Annotated in this window: 28 protein-coding genes and 1 tRNA gene; 28 read left to right on the forward strand and 1 reads right to left on the reverse strand. The window is 42.1% G+C overall.

The window, feature by feature from the left end:
* Nucleotides 1-122: 122 nt before the first annotated feature.
* From AC1DOK_RS05340 to AC1DOK_RS05460, 25 genes are all read left to right on the forward strand, one after another.
* On the forward strand, nt 123-1,256 hold the full coding sequence (locus AC1DOK_RS05340) for a SepM family pheromone-processing serine protease (protein WP_477553207.1): 1,134 nt from the start codon (nt 123-125) through the stop codon (nt 1,254-1,256).
* A 90-nt stretch (nt 1,257-1,346) separates the two neighbouring features.
* On the forward strand, nt 1,347-1,856 hold the full coding sequence (locus AC1DOK_RS05345; RefSeq protein ID WP_477553208.1) for a YceD family protein: 510 nt from the start codon (nt 1,347-1,349) through the stop codon (nt 1,854-1,856).
* Nucleotides 1,857-2,056: 200 nt separating this feature from the next.
* The gene (gene rpmF, locus AC1DOK_RS05350) at nt 2,057-2,230 is read left to right on the forward strand and encodes a 50S ribosomal protein L32 (protein ID WP_477553209.1); all 174 of its coding nucleotides are present in this window, start codon (nt 2,057-2,059) and stop codon (nt 2,228-2,230) included.
* Nucleotides 2,231-2,393: 163 nt separating this feature from the next.
* On the forward strand, nt 2,394-2,969 hold the full coding sequence (gene fapR, locus AC1DOK_RS05355; protein ID WP_477553210.1) for a transcription factor FapR: 576 nt from the start codon (nt 2,394-2,396) through the stop codon (nt 2,967-2,969).
* A 138-nt stretch (nt 2,970-3,107) separates the two neighbouring features.
* Nucleotides 3,108-3,581, forward strand: a complete 474-nt coding sequence (locus AC1DOK_RS05360) for a molybdenum cofactor biosynthesis protein MoaE (RefSeq protein WP_477553211.1) — start codon at nt 3,108-3,110, stop codon at nt 3,579-3,581.
* Complete coding sequence (gene moaD / locus AC1DOK_RS05365) at nt 3,578-3,811, forward strand: molybdopterin converting factor subunit 1 (protein WP_477553212.1); 234 nt, start codon at nt 3,578-3,580, stop codon at nt 3,809-3,811. The genes AC1DOK_RS05360 and moaD overlap by 4 nt, the downstream gene beginning before the upstream one ends.
* Nucleotides 3,812-3,869: 58 nt before the next feature.
* Nucleotides 3,870-4,856: a phosphate acyltransferase PlsX gene (gene plsX, locus AC1DOK_RS05370; RefSeq protein WP_477553213.1), complete on the forward strand. Its 987-nt coding sequence runs from the start codon at nt 3,870-3,872 to the stop codon at nt 4,854-4,856.
* Between the two features lie 10 nt (nt 4,857-4,866).
* Nucleotides 4,867-5,853: a beta-ketoacyl-ACP synthase III gene (locus AC1DOK_RS05375; protein WP_477553214.1), complete on the forward strand. Its 987-nt coding sequence runs from the start codon at nt 4,867-4,869 to the stop codon at nt 5,851-5,853.
* Nucleotides 5,854-5,995: 142 nt separating this feature from the next.
* Complete coding sequence (gene fabD, locus AC1DOK_RS05380) at nt 5,996-6,934, forward strand: ACP S-malonyltransferase (protein WP_477553215.1); 939 nt, start codon at nt 5,996-5,998, stop codon at nt 6,932-6,934.
* 36 nt (nt 6,935-6,970) lie between these two features.
* Nucleotides 6,971-7,711: a 3-oxoacyl-[acyl-carrier-protein] reductase gene (gene fabG, locus AC1DOK_RS05385; protein ID WP_477553216.1), complete on the forward strand. Its 741-nt coding sequence runs from the start codon at nt 6,971-6,973 to the stop codon at nt 7,709-7,711.
* A 64-nt stretch (nt 7,712-7,775) separates the two neighbouring features.
* Nucleotides 7,776-8,009, forward strand: coding sequence for an acyl carrier protein (locus AC1DOK_RS05390; RefSeq protein ID WP_477553217.1), 234 nt, complete (start codon nt 7,776-7,778; stop codon nt 8,007-8,009).
* Nucleotides 8,010-8,101: 92 nt separating this feature from the next.
* The gene (gene fabF / locus AC1DOK_RS05395; RefSeq protein ID WP_477553218.1) at nt 8,102-9,337 is read left to right on the forward strand and encodes a beta-ketoacyl-ACP synthase II; all 1,236 of its coding nucleotides are present in this window, start codon (nt 8,102-8,104) and stop codon (nt 9,335-9,337) included.
* 99 nt (nt 9,338-9,436) lie between these two features.
* Nucleotides 9,437-10,147, forward strand: a complete 711-nt coding sequence (gene rnc, locus AC1DOK_RS05400; RefSeq protein WP_477553219.1) for a ribonuclease III — start codon at nt 9,437-9,439, stop codon at nt 10,145-10,147.
* Nucleotides 10,148-11,082: 935 nt separating this feature from the next.
* Complete coding sequence (smc, locus tag AC1DOK_RS05405; protein ID WP_477553220.1) at nt 11,083-14,658, forward strand: chromosome segregation protein SMC; 3,576 nt, start codon at nt 11,083-11,085, stop codon at nt 14,656-14,658.
* Nucleotides 14,659-14,743: 85 nt separating this feature from the next.
* A complete protein-coding gene (gene ftsY / locus AC1DOK_RS05410) occupies nt 14,744-15,727 on the forward strand; it encodes a signal recognition particle-docking protein FtsY (protein WP_477553221.1) in 984 nt (327 codons plus the stop codon).
* A gap of 166 nt (nt 15,728-15,893) precedes the next feature.
* Entirely contained in the window at nt 15,894-16,256 is a 363-nt protein-coding gene (locus AC1DOK_RS05415) for a putative DNA-binding protein (protein WP_477553222.1), read from the forward strand.
* 24 nt (nt 16,257-16,280) lie between these two features.
* Nucleotides 16,281-17,648 (forward strand): signal recognition particle protein, encoded by a 1,368-nt coding sequence (ffh, locus tag AC1DOK_RS05420; RefSeq protein ID WP_477553223.1) that lies wholly within the window; start codon nt 16,281-16,283, stop codon nt 17,646-17,648.
* 74 nt (nt 17,649-17,722) lie between these two features.
* Nucleotides 17,723-17,995, forward strand: coding sequence for a 30S ribosomal protein S16 (gene rpsP / locus AC1DOK_RS05425; RefSeq protein WP_477553224.1), 273 nt, complete (start codon nt 17,723-17,725; stop codon nt 17,993-17,995).
* Between the two features lie 36 nt (nt 17,996-18,031).
* Nucleotides 18,032-18,262, forward strand: a complete 231-nt coding sequence (locus tag AC1DOK_RS05430; protein ID WP_477553225.1) for a KH domain-containing protein — start codon at nt 18,032-18,034, stop codon at nt 18,260-18,262.
* Between the two features lie 198 nt (nt 18,263-18,460).
* Entirely contained in the window at nt 18,461-18,982 is a 522-nt protein-coding gene (gene rimM, locus AC1DOK_RS05435) for a ribosome maturation factor RimM (protein ID WP_477553226.1), read from the forward strand.
* Nucleotides 18,979-19,746 carry a tRNA (guanosine(37)-N1)-methyltransferase TrmD gene (gene trmD / locus AC1DOK_RS05440; protein WP_477553227.1) on the forward strand — a complete coding sequence of 256 codons (768 nt, stop codon included), beginning with the start codon at nt 18,979-18,981 and terminating at the stop codon, nt 19,744-19,746. The genes rimM and trmD overlap by 4 nt, the downstream gene beginning before the upstream one ends.
* Nucleotides 19,747-20,068: 322 nt before the next feature.
* Nucleotides 20,069-20,410 (forward strand): 50S ribosomal protein L19, encoded by a 342-nt coding sequence (rplS, locus tag AC1DOK_RS05445; protein WP_477553228.1) that lies wholly within the window; start codon nt 20,069-20,071, stop codon nt 20,408-20,410.
* Nucleotides 20,411-20,533: 123 nt separating this feature from the next.
* A complete protein-coding gene (lepB, locus tag AC1DOK_RS05450; protein ID WP_477553229.1) occupies nt 20,534-21,151 on the forward strand; it encodes a signal peptidase I in 618 nt (205 codons plus the stop codon).
* A 12-nt stretch (nt 21,152-21,163) separates the two neighbouring features.
* Nucleotides 21,164-22,036, forward strand: coding sequence for a ribosome biogenesis GTPase YlqF (ylqF, locus tag AC1DOK_RS05455; protein ID WP_477553230.1), 873 nt, complete (start codon nt 21,164-21,166; stop codon nt 22,034-22,036).
* Nucleotides 22,037-22,158: 122 nt separating this feature from the next.
* Nucleotides 22,159-22,229 (forward strand) — tRNA-Gly (locus AC1DOK_RS05460).
* Between the two features lie 248 nt (nt 22,230-22,477).
* Here AC1DOK_RS05460 and AC1DOK_RS05465 read toward each other — a convergent pair.
* Nucleotides 22,478-22,816 carry a L,D-transpeptidase gene (locus tag AC1DOK_RS05465; protein WP_477553231.1) on the reverse strand — a complete coding sequence of 113 codons (339 nt, stop codon included), beginning with the start codon at nt 22,814-22,816 and terminating at the stop codon, nt 22,478-22,480.
* Between the two features lie 272 nt (nt 22,817-23,088).
* Here AC1DOK_RS05465 and AC1DOK_RS05470 point away from each other — a divergent pair, with 272 nt between their 5' ends.
* The 3 genes from AC1DOK_RS05470 (at nt 23,089) to AC1DOK_RS05480 (ending at nt 25,016) form a co-directional block, all read left to right on the forward strand.
* A complete protein-coding gene (locus tag AC1DOK_RS05470; protein WP_477553232.1) occupies nt 23,089-23,979 on the forward strand; it encodes a ComEC/Rec2 family competence protein in 891 nt (296 codons plus the stop codon).
* A gap of 9 nt (nt 23,980-23,988) precedes the next feature.
* Nucleotides 23,989-24,201 carry a DUF3006 domain-containing protein gene (locus AC1DOK_RS05475; protein WP_477553233.1) on the forward strand — a complete coding sequence of 71 codons (213 nt, stop codon included), beginning with the start codon at nt 23,989-23,991 and terminating at the stop codon, nt 24,199-24,201.
* 206 nt (nt 24,202-24,407) lie between these two features.
* Complete coding sequence (locus tag AC1DOK_RS05480) at nt 24,408-25,016, forward strand: ribonuclease HII (protein ID WP_477553234.1); 609 nt, start codon at nt 24,408-24,410, stop codon at nt 25,014-25,016.
* The last annotated feature ends 45 nt before the right edge of the window (nt 25,017-25,061 follow it).

Here is a 25,061-nt window from a genome sequence, read left to right on the forward strand (position 1 = left end):
ATGTTAATGTCTACGCATCAATTCTTATGTTTAGTCATAAAGAATTTAGTTGTCAAAATGGATAAATTCTATATAACTAATAAAGAGGGTACAAGTTAGTTACAGTAGAGGAGTGACCGCAGATGGTTAAACGGGAGTATTCGGACGATCCGGATCAAGATAATAAGTTGCCTGGTTTGCGTACTGATAATCGTAATCGCCGAATTGCTACATCGGTACTAATTGGTCTTATTATCGCGTGTGTATTGTTTTTAGTGCCTTTGCCGTATTATATTTATAAGCCAGGCTCGGCTGAAGAAATCAAACCGATGGTTGTCCTTCATGAAGGAGCTGCAGGAGCGTCTGATGAGAAAGGAACCTTCATGCTAACGACAGTTCGTGCTGAGAATGCACGTATCGCAACTTATTTAATCGCGATGGTTCATCCTTATCATGAGGTTGGTTTGAAAGAAGCTGCTTATCAGCCAGGAGAATCTCAGAATGAATACACACAGCGCCAGGTCTATGTGATGAAATCATCTCAGAGCGACGCGATTCAAGCGGCATATCTTCATGCGAAGATTCCTTATAAGATTTCTGGCGATGGTGTAATGGTGCTTCGATTTGTTGAGGGAACATTAGCGGCAGATGTCTTGAAGTCTGGGGATACTATTGTTAAACTAGATGACACACCGATTACAAGTACAAGCGAATTACAGGAACGACTGTCAAAGAATAAACCAGGTGATACGGTCACAATAACGTATTTACGTGGAGACAAGACGCTCACATCTGAACTGAAATTATCTTCTCTCAAAGATAACGATGGTAAAGATACGGGCCGAGTTGGATTAGGGATACTAAACCCTGCTGATTTACAATCGATTAAACCTGAAGATCCGAATATGGAAGTTAATGTAAATGTTGGTGCGATTGGTGGACCATCTGCTGGCCTAATGTTCTCCTTAGAGATATTCAATCAACTGGTTCAAGAGGATATTACGAAGGGTTACCGAATTGCTGGTACAGGAACGATAACGCCTAAGGGTCAAGTCGGTGCAATTGGCGGTATACAGCACAAAATAGTTGCCGCAGACCGAGAGGGAGCTGAAATTTTCTTCGCTCCTGCAGATTATACGACAGAGAGTGGCGCCAGATACACAAACTACTCAGATGCGGTAAAGCGTGCTAAACAAATTGGCACCAAAATGAAAATTGTACCTGTTAGTACAATGGACGATGCATTAACGTATTTAGCGACTTTATCTGCTAAATAGTTGAACTAAATTACTTTTTTGGTGCTTGGCATGTTGACAAAAGGATGAAAGTATCGATATAATTATTTTTGTTTGTTTGGAGTGATCATCATGCAATTAAGTCTAAAAGAATTAGCTGCAGGAGGCGAAGCGATTCGTTTAACGAATCCATTCGAATTCTCCTCAGAAATCCGTAGTAATAGCGGTCAAGACGTTCTCTCGTTTGGTCCAGTCGATGTCGATCTACAAGCTCGGTTTTCGGCAGGTGTGGCAGAGGTGGAAGGCGTTCTGAAAGTACAGATTACCCAAAGCTGTTCCAGATGTCTTAAGCCAGTTCACGAAACGTTAGTGATTCCTATTCAGGAGTTTTTCACACAGTTACCTGAAACGATCCGTGATAACGAGGATGAAATGTTTCATCTAGTTACCTCGGAGAAAATCGATTTAAGGCCTTACTTGGAAGAGAATGTGTTAGTTGCTTTGCCTTACACGCCGCTTTGTGAAATAGACTGCAAAGGTATTTGCCCGTCATGTGGTGTGAACCGCAATGAAGAACAATGCGATTGCAATACTGACACAATTGATCCGCGGCTTGCGGGACTAGCTGACTTTTTTAAGTGAACACAGTTATGAAAGTGAATACTAGAAAATAGGATCGTTGAACTATAATTCTTATTCACTCAGAGTTTCTAACGAGACTCCTGTTAGATCAGCTCTGATTCATTTTAGGAAATACAGCCATCTGAACAAGGTTGTTGTGTAGTTTCCACATGAGAACTAGAACAATAAAGTAATGTGAATTTTGGTAAGGAGGTGGGAACATGGCAGTACCACAAAGAAGAACATCCAAAACTCGTCGCGATATGCGCCGTACTCACTTTAAACTAGCAGTACCAGGAATGGTTAAGTGCGAACAATGCGGAGAGTTGAAGATTTCTCATCGCGTATGCAAAAACTGCGGTTCATACAAAGGAAGAGAAATTATCAAGGCTTAATAAAAGAGAATGGCACATCATCATTTTGATGGTGTGCTATTTTTTATGGCATTTTCTATTAAAAACCTTTCTTTTTTGCTGGAAATTTAATATACTACACAAATAGTACCAGGTAATAAAAGTTCCTAATGAAAGTGAAAGCTTTAGGAGAAAGGTGTTGCAGATGAAAGAGCGCCTACCCAAACGTGAACGTCAACAAGAGCTTAATAAAGCGATAACCAATAATCCTTTTATGACGGATGAAGAATTGATGCAGAAATTTCATGTGAGCATTCAAACGATTCGTCTTGATCGTCTAGAGCTTGGTATTCCTGAGCTAAGAGAACGTATTAAGCAGATGGCTGAATTATCATATGATGATCAGGTTCGAACCTTGTCCATTCATGAAGTAATTGGAGAGGTTATTGATCTACAACTTGATAATAGCGGCATATCTATTTTTGAAATGAAAGAAGAACATGTATTTTCACGGAACAAAATTGCACGTGGACATCATATATTCTCTCAAGCAAACTCGCTTGCTGTAGCTGTAATCGATGATGCGATTGCACTGACTGCTTCTGCAAATATTCGGTTTATCCGCCCGGTTAAACTAGGGGAGAAATGTGTGGCGAAAGCCTATGTCCGCTCTATTTCAAGAGGTAAAGCGAAGGTTGAAGTGTTTACATATATTGGTGAAGAAATTGTGTTTGAAGGACGATTTATTATTTTCCATTCTAAGAAGTCGATGCAGCAGTAGTTTGTAGCCGTTTCAGCACTTCTGTGAATTCCGCAAACCGTGATTCTGTCTTAGGTCAGATAACGGTTTTTCTTATAACCAAGATCGAAATGTCGTATATTGGTGGCTAATGCATACGACGTAGGATAGGAGAGGAATATGGAAGGGAATGAGTTTTATCGTATAACGTCTGAACCTCTATCCATGGACCAAATTACGAATAAGGTAATCCATCCTAATAGTGGAGCTGTACTTACCTTTATAGGAACAGTCCGAGAGCTTACATATGGTAGAAAGACGTTGTTTTTAGAGTATGAAGCTTATATCGAAATGGCTGAGCGATCGCTTAGACAGATTGGTGAGGAAATTAGTAAGCGCTGGCCTCATACAATCACAGCGATTCATCATCGAATTGGGAAATTGCAAATTAGTGATATAGCAGTTGTGATTGCAGTATCGACTCCTCACCGAGCAGATGCGTATGAAGCGAATCGCTATGCAATTGAACAAATTAAAGAGATCGTACCGATTTGGAAAAAAGAGCATTGGGAAGATGGGGACTCTTGGGTTGGAGATCAGCTTGAACGAAATCCATACCCAAATGGTAAACCGGAAATTGAGGGATCAAGATGATTAAAGTGATGTTCTTTGCACATGTAAAGGATAAAGCAGGTGTAAGTGACACGATAATAGAACAAGAAGTCATGTCGGTAGAACAAATACGATCCTATTTGAATGATAAATACGGTATCGATGAATCAGATCGTGTGATGATTGCTGTGAATGAAGCTTATGCAGAGGATGATCGTGAAGTTAGAAGAGGAGATATTGTTGCCGTCATTCCACCAGTTAGTGGTGGCTAATGAATAGGGTGTTTGATATGATTCTATTGATTGTATGGATATGAAGGGAGAATGTTGAATGCGGATTGCGATAGACGCGATGGGTGGAGATCACGCTCCAAAGGCAATTGTTGAAGGTGCAATTTCTGCTGCCCAGGAATGGCCAGATATGGAAATTATTTTAGTGGGTGATCAGTCAAGGCTTGAGAGTCTAGTAGGTTCCTTACCCTCTAATTTGCGGATTCATCACGCTTCAGAGGTTATTGGGTCAGATGATGAGCCAGTTAAGGCTGTACGCCGCAAGAAAGATTCGTCCATGGTTGTTGCAGGTAGGCTTGTTCGAGAAGGTCAAGCTGATGCTATGATCTCAGCTGGTAACAGTGGTGCATTACTTGCTACTGGTTTACTTGTAGTTGGACGTATTCCTGGCATTGAACGACCTGCACTTGCACCTATCATTCCAACTCTAGATGGCCGTGGTGTGCTTGCACTTGATCTTGGTGCTAACATGGATGCTACTCCAGATCAATTGATGCAATATGCGATTATGGGTAGCATTTATCGCAATAAGGTTCACGGCATCCAAAATCCCAAAATTGGACTACTCAATGTTGGAACAGAGAGCTCCAAAGGGAATGAACTAACGAAGCAAGCTTATCCCTTATTAGAACAAGCACCTGTTAATTTTGTCGGCAATGTCGAAGCAAGGGATATTTTGAAGACGGAATGTGATGTCATTGTATGTGATGGCTTCGCGGGTAATATTCTACTCAAAACATTAGAAGGTGCTGCGGGCACTCTGATAGGTATGCTGAAGACAGAATTTAAACGTTCGTTCATGACGAAGATGGCAGCCCTTATAATGAAACCGGGACTTTCCCAGTTCAAGAAATTTGATTATAAAGAACATGGTGCCGCTCCACTTCTAGGTACGAATGGACTTGTGCTTAAGAGTCATGGCTCTTCGGATGCGAAAGCGATTAAGAATGGAGTCCGTCAAGCTAGAACTGCACTTCAGAATAATTTACTCGAATCGATTGCCAAGGAATTCAACAACGGGAAGTGATTAATCTAAGATGAATAGCAGCTCGGTAGGTATTATCGGCACAGGTAAATACGTGCCTGAACGAATATTAACGAACCATGATCTTGAAGCAATGGTTGATACGAATGATGAATGGATCGTTTCGCGGACAGGAATTCGTGAACGTCGTATTGTGTCTTCCGAACAAGCGACATCCGATCTTGCTTACCATGCTGCACTGGAAGCTATAGAGAACGCGGGAATTACTGCTGATCTGATTGATCTCATAATCGTAGCAACGGTAACACCTGATATGGCATTCCCATCAACGGCTTGTATTTTGCAAGAAAAGTTAGGTGCATCAAGAGCTGCGGCATTTGATATTTCGGCAGCTTGTTCTGGATTTATTTTTGCTCTGAACACTGGTGTTAATTTTATCGCTTCTGGTGCATATCGTTATGTACTTGTCATTGGTGCGGATTGTTTATCCAAAATAACGGATTACACAGATCGTAATACCTGTATCTTATTCGGTGATGGCGCAGGAGCAGCTATACTTGGGCCTGTAGATCAACATCGTGGCTTTCGTTCATTTGTACTTGGTTCGGATGGTACAGGAGGACCCTTGCTTAAAGTTGCAGCTGGTGGCTCTAGAAATCCATCATCGGATGAGACTCTTGACGGCCGCCAACACTATATTTATATGGAGGGTAGCGAAGTATTCAAGTTTGCTGTCCGAATCATGGGTAATGCAGCAGAGGAAGCGCTTGATAAAGCTGGAATTTCCAAAGATGAGATCGATCTTCTGATTCCTCATCAAGCGAATCAACGGATTATTCAATCCTCACTCAATCGTCTTAATTTAACAATGGATAAGTGTATGTTAAACCTAGATAAATATGGTAATATGTCGGCTGCATCTATTCCTGTTGCACTTGCTGAAGCTGTAGAGCAGGGACGTGTTAAGGAAGGCAATTGTCTAGTTTTTGTTGGCTTTGGTGGCGGGTTAACATGGGCTGCGTCAACTTTAATTTGGTAATATAGCTGATCAAGGTCATACGATTAAATCAATTTGGCCTTAAACTTCATTTTATCTTTTAACTGTTTTTGATTATGATTTGCAGGAATATCACACCCTTGCGGTGAATTAAGGTAATCGCAGGAAGGAGAATGAACATAATATGGGTAAAATTGCTTTTGTATTTCCTGGACAAGGTTCGCAATCTGTGGGCATGGGTAAAGATTTATATGAGGCACATGCTGATGCGAAAATTTTGTTCGACAAGGCTGATGAAGCACTAGGCTTCAAGCTATCGGAACTTATGTTCCAAGGACCTGAAGAAGAATTGAAGATAACTTACAATACACAACCTGCACTACTTACGATGAGCGTTGCATGTCTTGAAGCTTTTAAGGCGCGTGGCATCAAACCAGATTATGTCGCTGGGCATAGCCTTGGCGAATATAGTGCGCTTGTCGCTTCGGGCGTTTTGGGCTTTGAAGATGCTGTTCGTACAGTACGGGCACGTGGTGAGTTCATGGAAGCTGCTGTGTCTGGTGGGCAGGGCGCAATGGCGGCAGTGCTTGGTGCTGAGCGTGAGGTGCTTGCAGAGCATTGTGCTGCTATTACTGCGAGTACAGGTCTTGTTGAGCTAGCTAACGTGAATTGTCCCGGTCAGATTGTTGTATCCGGCTCCAAGGAAGGTATTAGCGAAATCGCAGCACGTGCTAAGGAGATTGGCGCGAAGCGAGTGATTCCGCTCGAAGTCAGTGGACCATTCCATTCATCGCTGATGAAACCAGCAGCGGACAAGCTAGGTACCGTACTTGATACTGTGACTATGCATGAGGCAACAGTCCCCGTTATCGCTAATGTAACAGCAGGGCCTGTAACTGCACCTAACGAGATCAAAGACCTCTTAGTACAGCAGGTATATTCCCCAGTACTCTGGGAAGATACAGTGAATTATCTAGTAAGCCAAGGCGTTGACACATTCATTGAGTTAGGCTCTGGTTCCGTGCTTGCTGGACTAATCAAGAAAGTAGATCGTTCACTTAAAATTGTATCTATAGGCTCGCTTGAAGCTATCGCTAGCTTTGAGGTTCCAGCCGAGGTATAATACGAACGAAGTTATTGGGTTTTGGAGGTGATAAATATGCTTACAGGACAAGTTGCATTAGTGACAGGTGCTTCGCGAGGTATTGGTCGTGCGATTGCACTCCAATTAGCTGAAGCAGGTGCTGATGTTGTCGTCAACTATGCAGGTAATGAAACAGCTGCCACAGAAGTGGTAGAAGCAATTACAGCTATGGGACGCAAAGCAATCTCAATTCGTGCGAATGTTGCGTCAATGGCAGAAACAGAAGACATGATTAAGCAATCTTTGGAGTCATTTGGTAAAATAGATATTCTAGTGAATAATGCAGGTATCACTCGTGACAATCTAATTATGCGAATGAAAGAAGAAGAATTCGATGATGTTATTCAGACGAATCTCAAAGGTGTGTTCAATTGTGTGAAGGCTGTAACTCGTCCAATGATGAAACAACGCTACGGACGTATTATTAATATTTCTTCAGTGGTTGGTGTGCTTGGGAATCCAGGTCAGATCAACTATGTGGCTGCTAAGGCCGGCGTTATTGGTTTAACAAAAGCCGCTGCAAGAGAGCTTGCATCACGTAATATTACGGTCAATGCTGTTGCTCCAGGCTTTATTGAAACAGAAATGACGGACAAGCTTCCAGAGGATATTAAAGGCCAAATGTTAGGTCAAATTCCGCTTGCTAAACTGGGTAAACCTGAGGAAGTTGCTAAGGTTGTACGCTTTTTAGCATCCGCGGATTCATCTTATATGACGGGTCAAACGATCCATGTAGATGGTGGCATGTATATGTAATCCATGGCTTGCTATGGTAATTTGCTCAAAAGTTGATTATAATACCAAAGAGGAGGTGAACCGGATGTCCGACGTATTGGATCGTGTAAAACGTATAATTATCGATCGCCTAGGGGTTGACGAAGCAGAAGTTACCCTTGAAGCATCGTTTAAAGATGACTTAGGCGCTGATTCTCTCGATGTAGTAGAATTGGTGATGGAATTAGAAGATGAATTTGATTTAGAAATTTCCGATGAAGATGCGGAGAAAATTAATGCTGTAGGAGATGTAGTAAATTACATAAAATCTCATACCTAGTATTGAGAGTCCCGTTTATGACGGGACTTCTCCTCGTTTATTTTACGTAATACCTATTTAAACGCCGTTAATTGTATAGAGGTGGTAAATGAGTGAAAAGAGTCGTTATTACGGGTGTAGGCGTTGTCTCCGCATTGGGACAAGATATTGAAACCTTCTGGAGTCATTTGCTTTCTGGAAAATCCGGAGTCTCGAACATCGAGTCTTTTGACACCAGTGAATATCCAACGAAGATCGCGGCTTCCATTAAAGATTTTAATCCAGAAGAGTTTATTGAAAGACGTGAAGTTCGAAGGATGGACCGCTTTGTTCAATTCGCGGTTGTTGCATCTCTTAAGGCACTTCAAGATGCTAAGCTTGATATTAAGCAAGAACCTGACCCAGATCGTGTCGGCGTTATTGTCGGCTCTGGTATCGGTGGTTTGACAACATGGGAAGAGCAGCACCGGATTCTCCTTGAAAAAGGACCCAAGCGTGTCTCGCCATTTTTCATTCCAATGATGATCGCGAATATGGCTTCAGGCCAAATATCGATGATCACTGGAGCGAAAGGCCCTAATACAGCAGTAGTTACTGCTTGTGCAACGGGAACGCATTCAATCGGTGATTCTTACAAAATGATTCAACGTGGTGATGCTGATGTCATGATTTGTGGCGGAGCTGAAGCAACGATATCACCTGTAGGAGTTGCAGGATTTAATGCTTTACGTGCAATGTCAACACGCAATGATGAGCCAGAGAAAGCTAGCCGTCCATTCGATAAAGATCGTGATGGTTTTGTTATGGGTGAAGGCTCTGGAGTGCTCATTTTGGAATCACTAGAGCATGCTTTAGACCGTGGTGCACACATTTATGCAGAGGTAATCGGTTATGGACTCAGTAGTGATGCTCATCATATGACTGATCCAGATCCAGATGGAGCTGCACGGTGCATGGCTAAAGCAATTAAAGATGCTGGTATTGATGCGAGTGAAATCGACTATATCAATGCTCATGGTACATCGACACCTGTCGGTGATATTTCGGAGACAACAGCAGTCAAGAAAGCTTTAGGTGAACACGCTTATAAGGTCGCTATTAGCTCAACTAAGTCGATGACTGGTCATTTGCTTGGAGCAGCTGGTGGTGTAGAAGCGGTCATTTGCGGTTTAGCGATTAAGAATGGAATTATCCCACCAACCATTAATCTGGATAATCCTGATCCAGAATGTGATTTGGATTATGTACCGAACACGGCTCGTAAAGCAGATGTTCGGGTTGCAATGTCTAACTCATTTGGATTTGGTGGACATAATGCCACGATTATTATGAAGAAATACGAAGCATAACAGAATCATTCAATGACCAATAAAGCGTGTTCAAATTCATTTGAGCACGCTTTTACACAGGACGTAAAGGTCAGTCTCTTGAGGTGGTGAAATTGGCACATGAATCGAAATTTAAAAATATTACAAACAGAACTTGGCATCACATTTAAAAATGCGGATCTACTTAGACAGGCATTTACTCATTCATCTTATGTGAACGAACATCGTATTACTGGCCATGAAGATAATGAACGATTGGAGTTTCTCGGTGACGCTGTCTTGGAACTTGCAGTTTCTGAATATTTATACGACATGTTCCCAGATCGTTCAGAAGGAGAACTTACAAAGCTACGCGCATCGATTGTTTGTGAACCTTCGTTAGTCGCATTTGCGGTAGCACTCAATTTTGGAGCTTATGTCTTTCTTGGTAAAGGGGAGGAACTAACGGGTGGAAGAACACGTCCTTCTCTACTTGCCGACGTATTCGAGTCGTTCATAGGGGCCTTATATTTAGATCAAGGGTTACATGCAGCAAGCGCGTTCTTACGTAAATATGTATTTGGTAAAATTCCTTCTGCGGGTAAACATTTGGTTGTCGATTACAAAACATTTCTTCAAGAGCATATTCAACAGCACAACATGGGATCGCTGGAATACCGTATTATTGAAGAACGTGGACCTGCACATGAGAAAGAATTCATTGCACAAGTGTTCTTAAATACAACAATTCTTGGGCAAGGCTTCGGTCGGTCTAAGAAAGAAGCAGAACAAGGTGCAGCAGCTGAAGCTCTGAATAAAATGAATGTAAACGTTGAAGTGAAGCAGAAGTAAATCATCATATTATGCAATTGCAGTATGAGAGAAGAACAAAGAAATGCGATATGTTGTCGCTTTTCTTTGTTCTTTTGTTTTATAAGCGAGTGTAGGTCAGCATCTGTACAACATTATAGGTGTCGTTCATCTAGGCCATTTTTGGGGGTTCTAGCGATTATAGAAAATACTAATACAACATTTCGTTACAACCATAATGGTCTGGTTTAGCTTCAAAGTCCCTTCAAGGCGAAAGCTTTAGCAGTTTGGTTGCAATTCGTACATTCAAAATAACGATCAAGCACAATTATCAGTATTTGCCTGTATTTCATACATTCAAAAAGCTTGAAAACTGCAATATCATGCAAGCATTTCGGATTTGATTGCACATATTGCATTCAAACATCTACAAACAGACTATTATGTAAGATTTGGATGTATGGAATGCAGCCAAACAAATGAAATGCCCACAAAGGTAGTTTGGCCCTGAAAGTTGTAATGGTCCTGATCGGAATGACTAGACGGATTTCCCAAAAGCGAGTTTTACCAATTAGGGATTTAGTTTGTTATTACTAGAATGTATTGTTTATAAAGCTTCTACAGCATTTGGTCGTGATATGATACAATAGTATGAGCTAGTAATTCGGCTCGTAGACTATTTAGCATGATCAATAGCATCCTATCAGAATGCTAACATATATAAATTTTGAGAATGCTTCCGAAGCGAGTTTTGTTCGTGAATAAGAAAGTATACGTTTTACACCTATACTTTCTAGTATTCACCTTAAGAAACGCATCCGTCCTTATAGGACGGCGAAGCCGTTTCTTCTTGGCAAGGCTCGTAGTGTCATATATATGACGCAACCAAAACAAAAGCTTATGCTTCCGAAGCGAGTTTTGTTCGCAAGGCTCGTAGCGTCATATATATGACGCAACCAAAACTTTGAGGTGAAACCATGTTTTTGAAACGGATTGAATTGTCTGGCTTTAAATCGTTCGCGAATCGAACGGAGCTGGAATTTGTTAAAGGCATTACGGCTGTCGTCGGACCGAACGGGAGCGGCAAGAGTAACATTTCCGACGGAATACGCTGGGTGCTTGGTGAGACTAGTGCCAAAAGCCTTCGTGGCGGGAAGATGGAGGATGTTATTTTCTCGGGAAGTGATTCTAGGCGTGCTGTTAGCTTCGGTGAAGTGTCTCTCACTCTAGATAATGCATCACAGGCATTACCACTAGATTTTGCCGAGGTGACGGTAACACGTAGAGTCCATCGAAGCGGGGAAAGCGAGTATTTTATCAATAAACAGCAGTGCCGTTTACGTGATATTACGGAGCTCTTCATGGACACAGGGATTGGTAAGGAAGCTTATTCGATTATCGGACAAGGCCGAATTGAAGAGATACTGAGTACGAAGTCAGAGGAACGGCGGGGTATATTTGAGGAGGCGTCCGGTATCGTCAAATATAAGTCCCGTAAGAAAGAAGCGGAGAAGAAGCTCGCGGATACGGAGCAGAATTTGTTACGTATTCATGACCTTGTATCCGAACTGGAGGGACAGGTTGAACCTCTTAAAGAGCAGTCTGAGAAGGCAGTCCGTTATAAAACGCTAAAGGACACGCTCAAAAGCAGTGAAATCACCTTATATGTGCATCAAATTGATGGCATTCATTCCTCATGGAAATTGGAGAATGCCAAGCTTACTGAACTTCGTAATTCACAACTGGCATTATCAACAGAAGTGAGCTTGCATGACGCTGGGCTTGAGCAGCATCGATTAGATGCTCGTAAATTTGAAGAAGAATTAAATGTACTACAAAGTTCGTTGTTAGTACTTAGTGAAGAAGTTGAGAAATGTGAAGGATATGGCGAGGTTCTTAAGGAACGCAAGAAGAATTTAGAGGACAATCGCATTTCGAGCACCCAAAGTATTGCTTCACAAGAGGAACGCTTGACGAATAAAGAAACGGAGCTTGGTGAACAACGAGAGAAGCTAGAGAGAGTGACACTTCAGTTAACAGAACTCGAGCAGCAGCTTGCTGCGGAGGAAGTACGACTGCTTGGCGTAAGTGCTAGTGCTGCACTTGAGGCTGAAGAGGCTTGTAAAGCCGAAATGCTTGATGTGATGAATGAAATGGCACAAGTTCGTAATGAGATCCGTTACGCTGATTCTCAGGTTGAAAGTCTGATTAAACGACTTCTTAAATTAGAGGACGAGAGACAAAAGTGGACAGACCAACGTGCGGAGCTCGTGAGTCGCCGTGAGAGTTTGGATTTAAGAATTAAAGAAGCCGCACAAGGGATTGAACAAATTCAAGAACGTTATATAGAAGTAAGTAATCTCCTCAAAGAGAAGGAACAGCTAGCTCATGAGGCATCTCTAATGGTTCGTAAGTGGGAAGGTCGAAGAGATGCACTAACCTCTCGTCGTGATACCATGGTTGAGCTTCAGAACGATTATGATGGCTTTGTGCACGGTGTTAAAGAAGTGCTTAAAGCCAAGGATAGAGGACAAGCTCTACGCGGGATCCGTGGAGCTGTGGCTGAGCTTGTTAGTGTGCCTGCTGACGTTGAGGTAGCAATTGAGACTGCTCTCGGGGGAGCACTTCAAAATGTCGTCGTTGAGACGGAAAAAGATGGTCGTGAAGCAATTGCCTTCCTAAAGAGTAGACAGCTTGGACGAGCTACCTTCTTGCCGATGGATGTAATCAAAAGCCGGACGATTTCAGAAGGTGAACGTAAATCAATGCAGACCGCAGAAGGATTTGTCGGGATTGCGGTTGATTTAATTCGTTTTGATCAAGAATACAGTTCGATTTTTGGTAGTTTACTAGGTAATGTGATCATTGCTAAGACGCTTGAAGATGCCAACCGGATCGCAGCCAAGGTTCAATATCGCTTTCGTGTTGTAACATTAGATGGCGATGTTGTTAACGCTGGTGGTTCGATGACAGGTGGATCACAAGGAAAGAAAAATGCGAATTTGCTGGGTCGTCAGAGACAAGTCGAAGAGCTCGAGAAGGAAATTACAGAAACCGAGGTACAGGTTAAAGAATTGCTTGAACGGTTAGCAGTGGTCAAATCTGAAATTTCATCAGTTAACACTATGCTAGTGGATTTGCGGGAGCAGGGAGAAACTAAGCGAATAGAGGAGCAGGCTTTGCTTGCTGAACGAAACGCACATGAATCGGAATATAGAACGATTGAAGATGGACTAACGCTTGATACACAGGATCGTGATTCTTTAGAACTGGAGAAGACCGAGCATGAGCAAGTGAAGGAACAGAGTTTACAAGAGCTTAATCGGCTACAGTTAGAAGAAAATCGGCTGCGTGAAGAGCTTCGTGTAGCAGAGGTTGCTCGCAAGGCTAGTGATTCAGCTAAAGAAGAGCTACAGGAGCAATTGACTGGGCTTAAAGTGAAAGTAGCTTCGGTTACGCAAGAAAAGCAAGGACTGCTTGCTGAACAAAGACGATTAGAGCAAGATGTTACAACGATTCAGAATGAGCTTGTATCAAGCCGTGAACGACTACAACAATTCCATGCAAGCTTTGAGATGAATGAGCAGGAGTCGATTAAACAGATTGAACAATTGAATGATCTAAGAATTCGTCGTAATGCTTGCTCAGAGCAAATTGATTTTAAACGAGCAGATCGCACTGGTTTGCTAGATCTTATTCAGCAGGTCGAGAACGAAACACGTGAGCAGCGAAATCAACTGAAGGTCGTAGAAGAAGGCCTAAGGACAACCGAAGTGCGAGTCAATCGACTCGACGTTGAACTTGATAACTTACTTAAGAAGCTAGGCGAAGAGTACGAACTTAGTTACGAGCTAGCTAAGGAACGTTATCCTGCACCTGAGCAGATCGGACCGATCCAGCAAGAGGTCAGGGAGCTTAAACGGCAAATTTCTTATCTTGGTGATGTGAATTTAGGTGCGATCGAGGAATATGCTCGTGTCTCGGAGCGTTATGAATTCTTGTTCACGCAGAAGAATGATTTAATTGAAGCCAAAACAACTCTTTATGGGGTTATCCGCGAGATGGATGAAGAAATGTCGAGGCGATTTAAGGCGACATATGATGCAATTCGCTCTCATTTTGGAGTCGTTTTTGCCAAGCTATTTGGCGGTGGTCGTGCGGATCTGGTATTATCAGATCCAGATAATCTACTTGAAACTGGTATTGATATTTTGGCACAGCCTCCAGGCAAAAAGCTGCAGTATCTAAGCTTATTATCTGGTGGAGAGCGCGCACTTACTGCGATCGCGTTGCTTTTCTCTATTTTGCATGTGAAGCCTGTTCCATTCTGTGTCTTAGATGAGGTTGAAGCTGCACTTGATGAAGCCAATGTAACGAGATTTGCTGAATATTTACGTGAGTTCTCGCAGGTTACTCAGTTTATCGTAGTAACACACCGTAAGGGGACAATGGAAGAAGCAGATGTGCTTTATGGAGTCACAATGGAAGAAGCGGGTGTGTCGAAGCTAGTATCTGTTCGTTTAGAAGAGGATGAAAGTGCTATGCTCGCATAAATATGCGCAAAGGCAAATGCTACACACCGTAAAATACTGCAACACACTGTAGAACACTACAGCACTGCAGACAGGAGAGAACAATATGAGTTTTTTTCAAAAACTGAAACAAAGCATATCAAACAAAGCAGAACAGGTTACTAATAAGTTCAAAGAGGGCTTATCCAAAACACGGGATGTATTTGTTGAGCGTGTAGAGGATTTATTCTCTCGGACGAAGAAAATTGATGAAGATTTTTATGAAGAGCTTGAAGAAATTCTGATCGGAGCTGACGTAGGGGTTACGACAGTGATGAATCTAATCGGAGAGCTTCGTGCAGAAGTGAAGAAGCAGAAGATTGAAGATCCAAGCCAATTACAGCCTATTTTGACAGAGAAACTAGTCGAGTTACTGTCTGGTACTCAGAATGGTTCGCTTAACATGGCATCTTCGGGTCTAACTGTAATTCTGTTTGTCGGAGTTAACGGTGTTGGTAAAACAACTACAATTGGTAAAATGGCGCACATGTTCAAGTCCCAAGGCAAGAAGGTCATGATGGCAGCTGGGGATACCTTCCGTGCCGCTGCGATTGAGCAGCTTGAAACATGGGGAGAGCGTGTAGGTGTAGATGTTATTAAGCAGCAATCAGGCTCTGATCCAGCAGCGGTCATGTATGATGCGCTTCAAGCGGCTAAGAATCGTGGCGTCGATGTGTTGTTGTGCGACACTGCAGGAAGATTGCAGAACAAAGTTAACTTAATGGAGGAGCTTGGCAAAATTTATCGTGTCATTAAGCGCGAAATTCCAGATGCTCCGCATGAGACTTTACTTGTTCTTGATGCGACGACAGGTCAGAATGCTTTAAGTCAAGCCAAAATGTTCGGAGATAAAGCCGGTTTGTCAGGACTTGTTCTAACTAAGCTTGATGGTACAGCAAAGGGTGGAATCGTGGTTGCGATTCGTCAAGAGCTAGAAATTCCGGTTAAATTCGTAGGACTTGGTGAGAAAATGGATGATTTACAGCCGTTTGATTCCGAGCAGTTCGTACATGCGTTGTTTGGCAAATGGGCAGAAGAAGGCAAGGAGTAGGCATTTAGAACTGTATAAGAAACTAACAAATTCTATATGGAAGCTACTTCATATTGCTGTCAATGTAAAAGCCTTGACATTCAATTTGTGATCAAGTAAGATAGGTAATGTTGAAAGTGTTAAGGTATTTACCTTGACAACAGGTCAGATGTAGAGGCGGGGAGTTATGAAAGACGAAGCACTCGCAAAAACAAATCGAATTAATTTGTTGTTTGATTTCTACGAACCCCTGCTAACTGAGAAGCAAAGAACGTTTCTGAGTCATTATTTTCACGATGATTACACCTTGGGAGAGATTGCCGAGAACTTTGGAATCTCACGTCAAGCAGTTTATGAGCATATTAAACGAGCGGAAGTTATGCTCGATGATTATGAAGCTAAACTGAGTTTACTTGCTAAGCACGAACAAAGGCGGAAGCTGATTAGCGAGCTTGAATCGTTGCTAAGTGAAACCGAATGTCAAGAGAGAACGAACCATATACAGAAACAAGCTGGTATCCTATTACAAGCAATTGAACGGATCGATTAGAGAGTAGGAAGTAGGTGAGCGCCCATGGCATTTGAAGGATTGTCGAATCGTTTACAAGCCGTTTTTAGTAAGCTACGCACCAAGGGTAAGCTAACGGAGGAAGATGTCACCGAAGCACTACGTGAGGTTCGCCTAGCACTACTCGAAGCGGACGTTAACTTTAAAGTCGTTAAAGAGTTCGTTGCCAAAGTAAAAGAACGTGCTATTGGACAAGAAGTCATGAAAAGCTTCACGCCAGGCATGGTTGTTATTGATATAGTAAATAAAGAATTAACCGCATTGATGGGTGGAACGCAAAGTAAGCTTGCTCGTTCGAACAAGCCCCCAACGGTTATTATGATGGTCGGCTTGCAAGGTGCTGGTAAAACAACCACCTCAGGTAAGCTTGCCAAGCTGCTAACGAAGGATGGTCGTCGGCCGTTACTCGTAGCCGGCGATATTTATCGCCCTGCAGCTATTAAACAGCTTCAAGTGCTCGGTGAGCAATTGAAGGTGCCTGTATTCGCAATGGGCGATCAGGTGAGTCCGGTTGAGATTGCTAAAGCCGGACTGAAGCATGCAGAAGATCACGGTCATGACTACGTGATCATCGATACTGCGGGGCGTCTTCATATCGATGAGACGCTCATGCAAGAGTTGCGTGATATTCACGCAACTGTAGAGCCCGACGAGGTGCTGCTCGTAGTCGACGCTATGACGGGGCAAGATGCCGTCAATGTCGCGGAGAACTTCCATCAGCAGCTCTCGTTAACAGGCGTCGTGCTCACGAAGCTCGACGGGGATACACGCGGCGGTGCAGCATTATCGGTCAAAGCCGTAACCGGCTGTCCGATCAAATTCGCCGCAATGGGTGAGAAGCTTGACGCCTTGGAGCCGTTCCATCCGGAACGCATGGCGTCACGGATCCTCGGCATGGGCGATGTGCTTACGCTGATCGAGAAAGCTCAATCTGGCATCGATGCCGAGAAGGCCAAAGAAATGGAACGTAAAATGCGTACAGCTGAATTTACGTTCGAAGATTTCCTTGAGCAGATGGAGCAGGTTCGCAAGATGGGGCCGCTCGACCAGATTCTCGATATGCTTCCTGGTGCTAACAAGATGAAGGGACTTAAGGACATTAAGGTAGACGATAAGCAGCTTGCACGAGTTGAGTCGATCGTCAAATCCATGACCAAAGAAGAGAAACTTCATCCTGAGCTGCTTAACCATAGCAGACGCAAGCGTCTTGCAGCAGGTTCAGGTAATACCATCACAGAAGTAAATCGATTCATCAAGCAGTTCGAAGATATGAAGAAGATGATGAAGCAATTCTCTGGTATGATGGGCCCTAAGGGCAAAGGTATGAAAGGCCTTAAAGGGAAAATGGGCAAAGGCTTTAAATTCCCTTTCTAGCATATAGCAATCCTGTTATACCGGTTACCGGTGTGAACATATAAGGTTTAATTTTTTGGAGGAGGTGAAATTACATGGCAGTTCGTATTCGTTTAAAACGTATTGGTGCTCACAAAGCTCCTTTCTATCGCGTAGTCGTTTCTGATTCCCGTTCACCACGTGACGGTCGTTTCATCGAGGAAATCGGTACTTATAACCCGGTTACTCAACCAGCAGCGGTTAACATCGATGCAGAAAAAGCATTGCAGTGGTTACAAACAGGTGCACAACCATCTGATACTGTTCGCAATCTTTTCAGCAAAGCTGGTATTATGACTAAGTTTCATGAGCTAAAACAACAGAAATAAGGTTAGCGGCTATAATCTGCACCCTTGGAGGGTATTATGAAAGATGTAATCATCGTTATCGCGAAGGCGCTCGTTGATCATCCCGAGGATGTGCGCGTGAATGTGGTCGAAAGCGACAAGAGCCTTACCTATGAACTTTCTGTTCATCCTAGTGATGTTGGTAAAGTTATTGGCAAAGGTGGTCGTATCGCTAAATCGATCCGTACCGTCGTAACATCCGCAGCAGTTAAGCAAAGCAAACGTGTGACTGTAGAGATTGTCTCTTAAGAGAAGGGTTAGGAATACTCCTAACCTTTTTCTGTGTTACAGAATCTATATCACGTTGCTCATAAATTCTAAAAATAACTTAAGAAATGCATCTTGTTCGCAGTTTTTGCGAAAATTACTGTATATCTCGTCGTTTCTTCATGTATATAAGTAGATGGCAGAAGCGTAATTATCCATTAGGAGGTAAGTAATTAGCATATGAATGAACCCTTACATACAGTTGGAGAGATTGTAAACACACATGGTATTCGCGGTGAGCTCAAAGTTGTACCGCACACTGATTTTGCAGAGCAGCGTTTTGCACCAGGAAGTATACTTGTCATTGAGGCTGCTAATGGAGTGAAAACTACGGTAACCGTACAAACGTCACGTTTACATAAAAAAGTGTATATTATCTCCCTCAAAGATTTTCACAATATTAATGAAGTAGAGAAATTTAAGGGTAGCTTGCTCAAAATTGAAGAACGATATCAAAATGAGCTAGATGAAGAAGAATTTTATTACCATGAAATCATTGGCTGCATGGCAGTAACTGATGAGGGTGAAGAGCTTGGTGAAATCATTGAGATTCTAGCTCCTGGTGCAAATGACGTATGGGTAATTAAGCGTCCCAAAGGTAAACAATTGCTGATTCCTGTAATTGATGATGTTGTATTAGAGGTTGACGTTGAGAATAAGAAAGTCATCGTGTCCTTAATGGAGGGTTTACTCGACGAATGAGAATAGATGTATTAACGTTATTTCCCGCAATGTTCGAAGGTGTGTTCTCATCCTCTATTCTTGGTAAAGCCAAAGATCGAGGACTTGTAGAATTAAATACGATCAACTTTCGTGATTTTACGAAAGATAAGCATAATTCAGTTGATGATTACCCTTATGGCGGCGGAGGGGGAATGGTGCTTAAACCAGAACCTTTATTTGAAGCCGTGGAATCTCTGACAGGTGTAGAAGTTCAGAATCAGTCCACATCAAAGCCTCGTGTTATCCTTATGTGCCCGCAAGGTGAGACGTTTACTCAGAAGAAAGCAGAAGAACTCTCACAGGAAAGCCATTTGATATTTGTATGTGGTCACTATGAAGGCTACGACGAACGGATCCGTGAGTATCTTGTAACGGACGAGCTTTCGATAGGTGATTATGTACTAACAGGCGGTGAGTTACCTGCAATGGTAGTCATTGATTCTGTTGCTCGCTTGCTACCAGGTGTGCTTGGTAATGAGAATTCTGCTGTCACCGATTCCTTCTCAACGGGTTTACTCGAATATCCTCAATATACGCGTCCGGTAAGCTTTCGCGATATGCATGTTCCCGATATTCTACTGTCAGGTCATCACTTAAATATCGAGACTTGGCGCCGTAAGCAATCATTTCTCCGCACACTTGAACGTCGCCCAGACATGCTGGAAGGTCTTGAATTAACCAAGGAACAATTAAAGTGGAAGCAAGAATGGTTGCAAGACAAGCGCTCTCAGAAAAAAGAATAACTGTGAATTGGTAAGAAACAGGGTGACGAAGAGAAAATAAAGCGTCACTCTTTTTTGTGTGTTTAAATGCTTATTCCTAACACAGACACGAATGGAGAAGGTGTGTGCAATCCTCGGAATTCCGATGTGAAGGTGTACCAAATTGCCATCTACTAGCTTATTTAATGAGATTCATCAGCTTTTGTCTTGTATTCACTCTCTGCATATGGTATACTATCAAATGTTGTATTGGTTTTAGTTCGGTGGTCCTCTACGTATCTTTTGGATCTATGATTCAAAGCAATGGCGGAATGAACACCTGAGTGGAAGGAGGAGTCATGAAATGAATCTAATTCAAGAACTTACAAAAGAACAACTTCGTACGGATCTTCCTAATTTCCGTCCAGGCGATACCCTTAAGGTACACGTAAAAGTTATCGAGGGATCCCGTGAGCGTATTCAGCTGTTTGAAGGCGTTGTAATCAAACGTCGCGGCGGTGGTATTTCCGAAACGTTTACAGTTCGTAAGATTTCTTATGGTGTTGGTGTGGAAAGAACTTTCCCATTAAATACACCGAAGATCGAGAAAATCGAAGTGGCTCGTCGTGGTAAAGTTCGTCGTGCGAAACTTTATTACCTGCGTAACCTTCGTGGTAAAGCAGCGAGAATTAAAGAAATTCGATAAGACAGATGGGGGCTTGTTTATCAAGCCCCTTTTTAGTTGTATAGAATGGACAAGTTTTGGTAACACAATTCTATATAACCTTAAAAAAGCTTTCGATGTGAAGCAAGAAGAGAGGGTTGGCTTATGGAATCTACTGGACGTGATCAGTTGATAAACGAAGAGACATCGGACAAGGAAATAACTAAACCCGGTGCTCCCCAAAAAAAGAATGAAGCGTGGGAATGGATTAAGGCATTACTAATTGCCGTTGCGATCGTTTTTGTTGTTCGCAGCTTTTTATTCCAGCCTTTTGAAGTAAAAGGTCCATCCATGGAGCCAAATTTTTATGATGCAGAACGATTGATTGTTAATAAACTTGCTTATAGATTCGGTGAACCAGGCTATGGAGATGTTGTTGTCTTCCATGCTAATGAGAGAGAAGATTATATTAAGCGTGTAATTGGCCTACCGGGCGATACTGTGAAGGTAGAGTTAGATAACGTGTATGTCAATGGCAAGCAAATTGATGAAGTGTACTTGAAGGAAGCGTTGGATGAAGCTAAGCAGAAGGGGAGACCTTATAACCTAACAAGCTACCCAGAGTCCAAAGTTCCTGAGGGTAAGTTATTCGTATTAGGTGATCACCGTCCGGTGTCCAAAGATAGTCGTGATCCAGACGTTGGTTTTATTGATGAGAAAAGCGTTATTGGGCGGGCAGATCTTATATTCTGGCCATTATCCGAAATTAAATTAGTTGATTAGGCAGGTAGTAATATGACCATACAGTGGTTCCCTGGTCATATGACCAGAGCGAGAAGAGAAATACAAGAAAAATTGAAGTTGATCGATGTTGTAATTGAATTGCTAGATGCGCGTATTCCTGTGGGCAGTCGCAATCCAATGATCGATGAGATTCTAAAAGGCAAACCGCGGCTCGTTGTATTGAATAAGAACGATTTAGCTGATCCGCAGGTTACAGCAGATTGGATTCGTTTTTTTGCTGAGACTAAAGGCCTTGATGCACTTCCACTTGACGCTTCTACAGGACAAGGGGTCAAAGAAATTATCCCTCGAGTCAAGAAGTTGAATAGTGCTAAAATTGAAGCTCAAATTCGTAAAGGCATTAAGCCTCGTCCGATACGTGCATTAATTGTTGGTATTCCGAACGTCGGTAAATCAACCCTTATTAATCATATGGCGGGTCGTAAAATTGCGGCAACTGGCGACAAGCCTGGTGTAACGAAAGGTCAACAGTGGATTAAAGTAGGTACAGAGATGGAACTTCTTGACACCCCAGGAATTCTGTGGCCTAAGTTCGAAGACCAAGCAGTAGGCTACCAATTAGCTGCAATTGGCTCTATTAATGAACAGATTCTACATCTGGATGAGGTTGCTTTTCATTTGATCCGATATTTAGCTGCTTGTTATCCGAATGCTCTTCGTGAACGATTTGACATTGATGACTTACCAGAAGCTGCGGAACTTGAGGATAATACAGTAGTGGTAAGTGTTATGGAAGCAATCGGTCGTAAACGTGGTGCACTCGTAAGTGGTGGCCGAGTAGATCTCGACAAAACCTCCTCGTTAATACTACGTGAATTTAGAAGTGGTAAGCTTGGTAGGATTTCATTAGAACAACCTAAATAATACTAATAGTGGCTGCCCTAATGTGGATTAACTAACAGGGACGCCACTTTTGGTATATGGAATAACTTGGATTGCTATGACTTTCATGTTGTGGTATCATTATTTATGTTTCATTTGGGCATGCGGGTGTAGTTTAATGGCAGAATAGCAGCTTCCCAAGCTTCAGGCGAGGGTTCGATTCCCTTCACCCGCTTAAAATCGTTGCTTCGTGTATAGAATGACCAAAGAGAAGAGGCATCCGTCTTTCATAGAGCGGATGCCTCTTCTTTGTGCTAACTAAACTTCACTTACAATGGTTCGTCTAAGAACAAGAAGATTCGATCATTCTCATACAAGTTCAAATCCAATCTGTTGTAGGCAACTAACTGCTGGAGTAATATGTAACGGTCACGTCTGCTAGATAACAGGAATAGTAGTACTATCATTACATGATAGATGGGGTTAAAGGCGTATTGTCACGCGCGTGTTAATGGGAACAAGTGAGCTAAGCTGTAGGACATCTTCGTTATACATACGAATACAGCCGTGTGAAACTTGTCTTCCAATAGAAGAGGGGTCATTCGTACCATGAATCCCATAATGTGGCTTAGATAATCCCATCCAGAGTACACCGAATGGGCCGCCCGGATTAAGTTCCTTATTGATTATAGTATATTCACCTCTTGGGGTCTGAGTAAGCATTTTACCAACACCAATCGGAAATTCCCTTACGACAATATTACCATCAAGTAAATATAGTTTGCGATCAGACAAGTCCACGATTATGCGGTATTTTGGCATATTCATCCACTCCTTAGACCATGATATGTGGACTGTATAGCCGAAGACTCCATAATTGCCTAGAGTCATAGGAATCATTGTATATCAATAAATGGGCGGGAAAAATGGGGCAAACAAATTTTAAAAACTCTCATTAAAAAGAGAACGTGTATTCTACTTTCAACTGGACAGATTTAAGTGAATTGTGGTACATTTGCAAAATCGTTTTTTAATATATGTAGTGTCAGCTGCATATTTATCGTGTAAAAAAGTCATAAGGAGATATCAGCGAAATGAAATTTAAACACATCTACAGATTGTTATTTATTGTTATTCTTATGCTTGGTCTTGTTGGTTGCTCTGTTTTAATCGGCGATGATAATGCCTCGAATGGGTCAGACACCAATAAAATCGATACCACAGGAAAATTGGCCGTACATTATCTGGATATTGGACAAGGGAGCTCCCAACTATTAATATCACCAACTGGCAAAGTGATGCTCATTGATACTGGTGATATCGATAAAGAATCAATCATGCTAGGACACTTAGAGGATTATGGGATCAATAAAATTGATATCTTGGTATTATCACATGCGCATGCAGACCATATTGGTACAGCAAGTACCATTATTAATAAAGTCGATGTTGGTAAAATATATATGCCCAAAGCCTCTAATACGACGAAAACATATGAGACTCTGCTGAAGACAATTAAAAATAAAGGGCTTAAGGTAACGACAGCCAAAGCAGGAATTACACTTGATTGGGACGAACAAATACAAGTAAAGATGCTTGCTCCAGTTAAAGCAGCTTACGAAGATTTGAACGACACAAGCGCGGTGGTTAAAGTGACCTATGGACAACATAGCTACATATTCACTGGAGATGCGGAACGAGAAAGTGAAAAGGATATGTTGAATTCTAATGCAGATTTGAGTTCTACCGTTCTGTCTGTTGGACACCATGGTTCAAATTCATCGTCTACAAGTTCATTTCTGAATAAAGTTAAACCTACATATGCAGTCATTCAAGTAGGTAAGGACAATAAATATGGTCATCCAACAGAAGGAGCATTGAATCGCTTAAGCAAAAAAGGAATTCAGATCTATCGCAACGATTTAAATGGTACCGTTAGTAGTGTTACGGATGGAAAGAAAATCGAATTTATTACCGAAAGGTAGGTCATTTCCATGGTAGGAATCGTGGACCGTAAAGAAGGAGATTATTACGTTATTGAAATGAATGGCAGTACGACAGATATACCGAAGGAACAAGTTGCTAGCGGCGTACAAGAGGGCGACGTAGTTGAACTTAAAAATGGAAAGTGGATCAAGAATCAAGCCATGACGCAGGAAAGAACCAAGTCAATCTCTAAGTTAATAGATGATGTTTGGGAAGATTAAATGAGTTTAAGGGGTCAATCGATTACTTCGATTGGCTCTTTTTATTCGGGATATTAAATTATATATGATACTGGAATAGGTGATAAACAGATATGAGTTAATCGCTGAATTCTATACAACTTAACCGTTTTTATGGTTCTAATCGCATGATTTCGGTATAATGGGACAAGGAATATTGAACTGGAGAACAGAGGAGCGGTTTCAAGTTGCTAGAACATGAATCAGAACTATGGGCGCAAGGTTTATCTTATATTGCAGGGGTTGATGAAGTCGGGCGAGGATGTTTATTCGGTGATGTCGTCGCTGCGGCTGTCATTCTACCTCAAGGATTAATAATAGATGGTGTAAATGATTCTAAGAAACTGAGTGAGAAAAAGAGAGAGTCGCTCTATAAAATCATTATGGATAATGCGATTTCAATTGGTATAGGGATCGTCGATGTAGTAACGATTGAGCGAATTAATATTAAAGCTGCTTCTAGATTAGCAATGAAAGAAGCGGTCGAACAGCTAGATCCGCAGCCAGACTATATGTTAGTAGATGCAGAGAAAATTGATCTACCTATACCTCAGTTAGGAATCATACATGGAGATGCGTTAAGCCAATCTATAGCTGCTGCTTCCATAATTGCAAAAGTTACGCGTGATCGCATGTGTGTACAATGGGATATGCAATTTCCCGAATACGGGATTGCTTCGCACAAAGGATATGGAACTAAGCTACATCGTGAAAAAATAATCGAGAATGGGTCTACTGAACTGCATCGGACATCATTTCTATCCAAGATTTTGGTTCAGCAAGGTGAATTATTTTAGAACAATGAATGTTCTAGATCAATGAAATGTTTTCGATCATTATGG

The sequence above is a fragment of the Paenibacillus sp. P5_B5 genome, assembly GCF_056400365.1.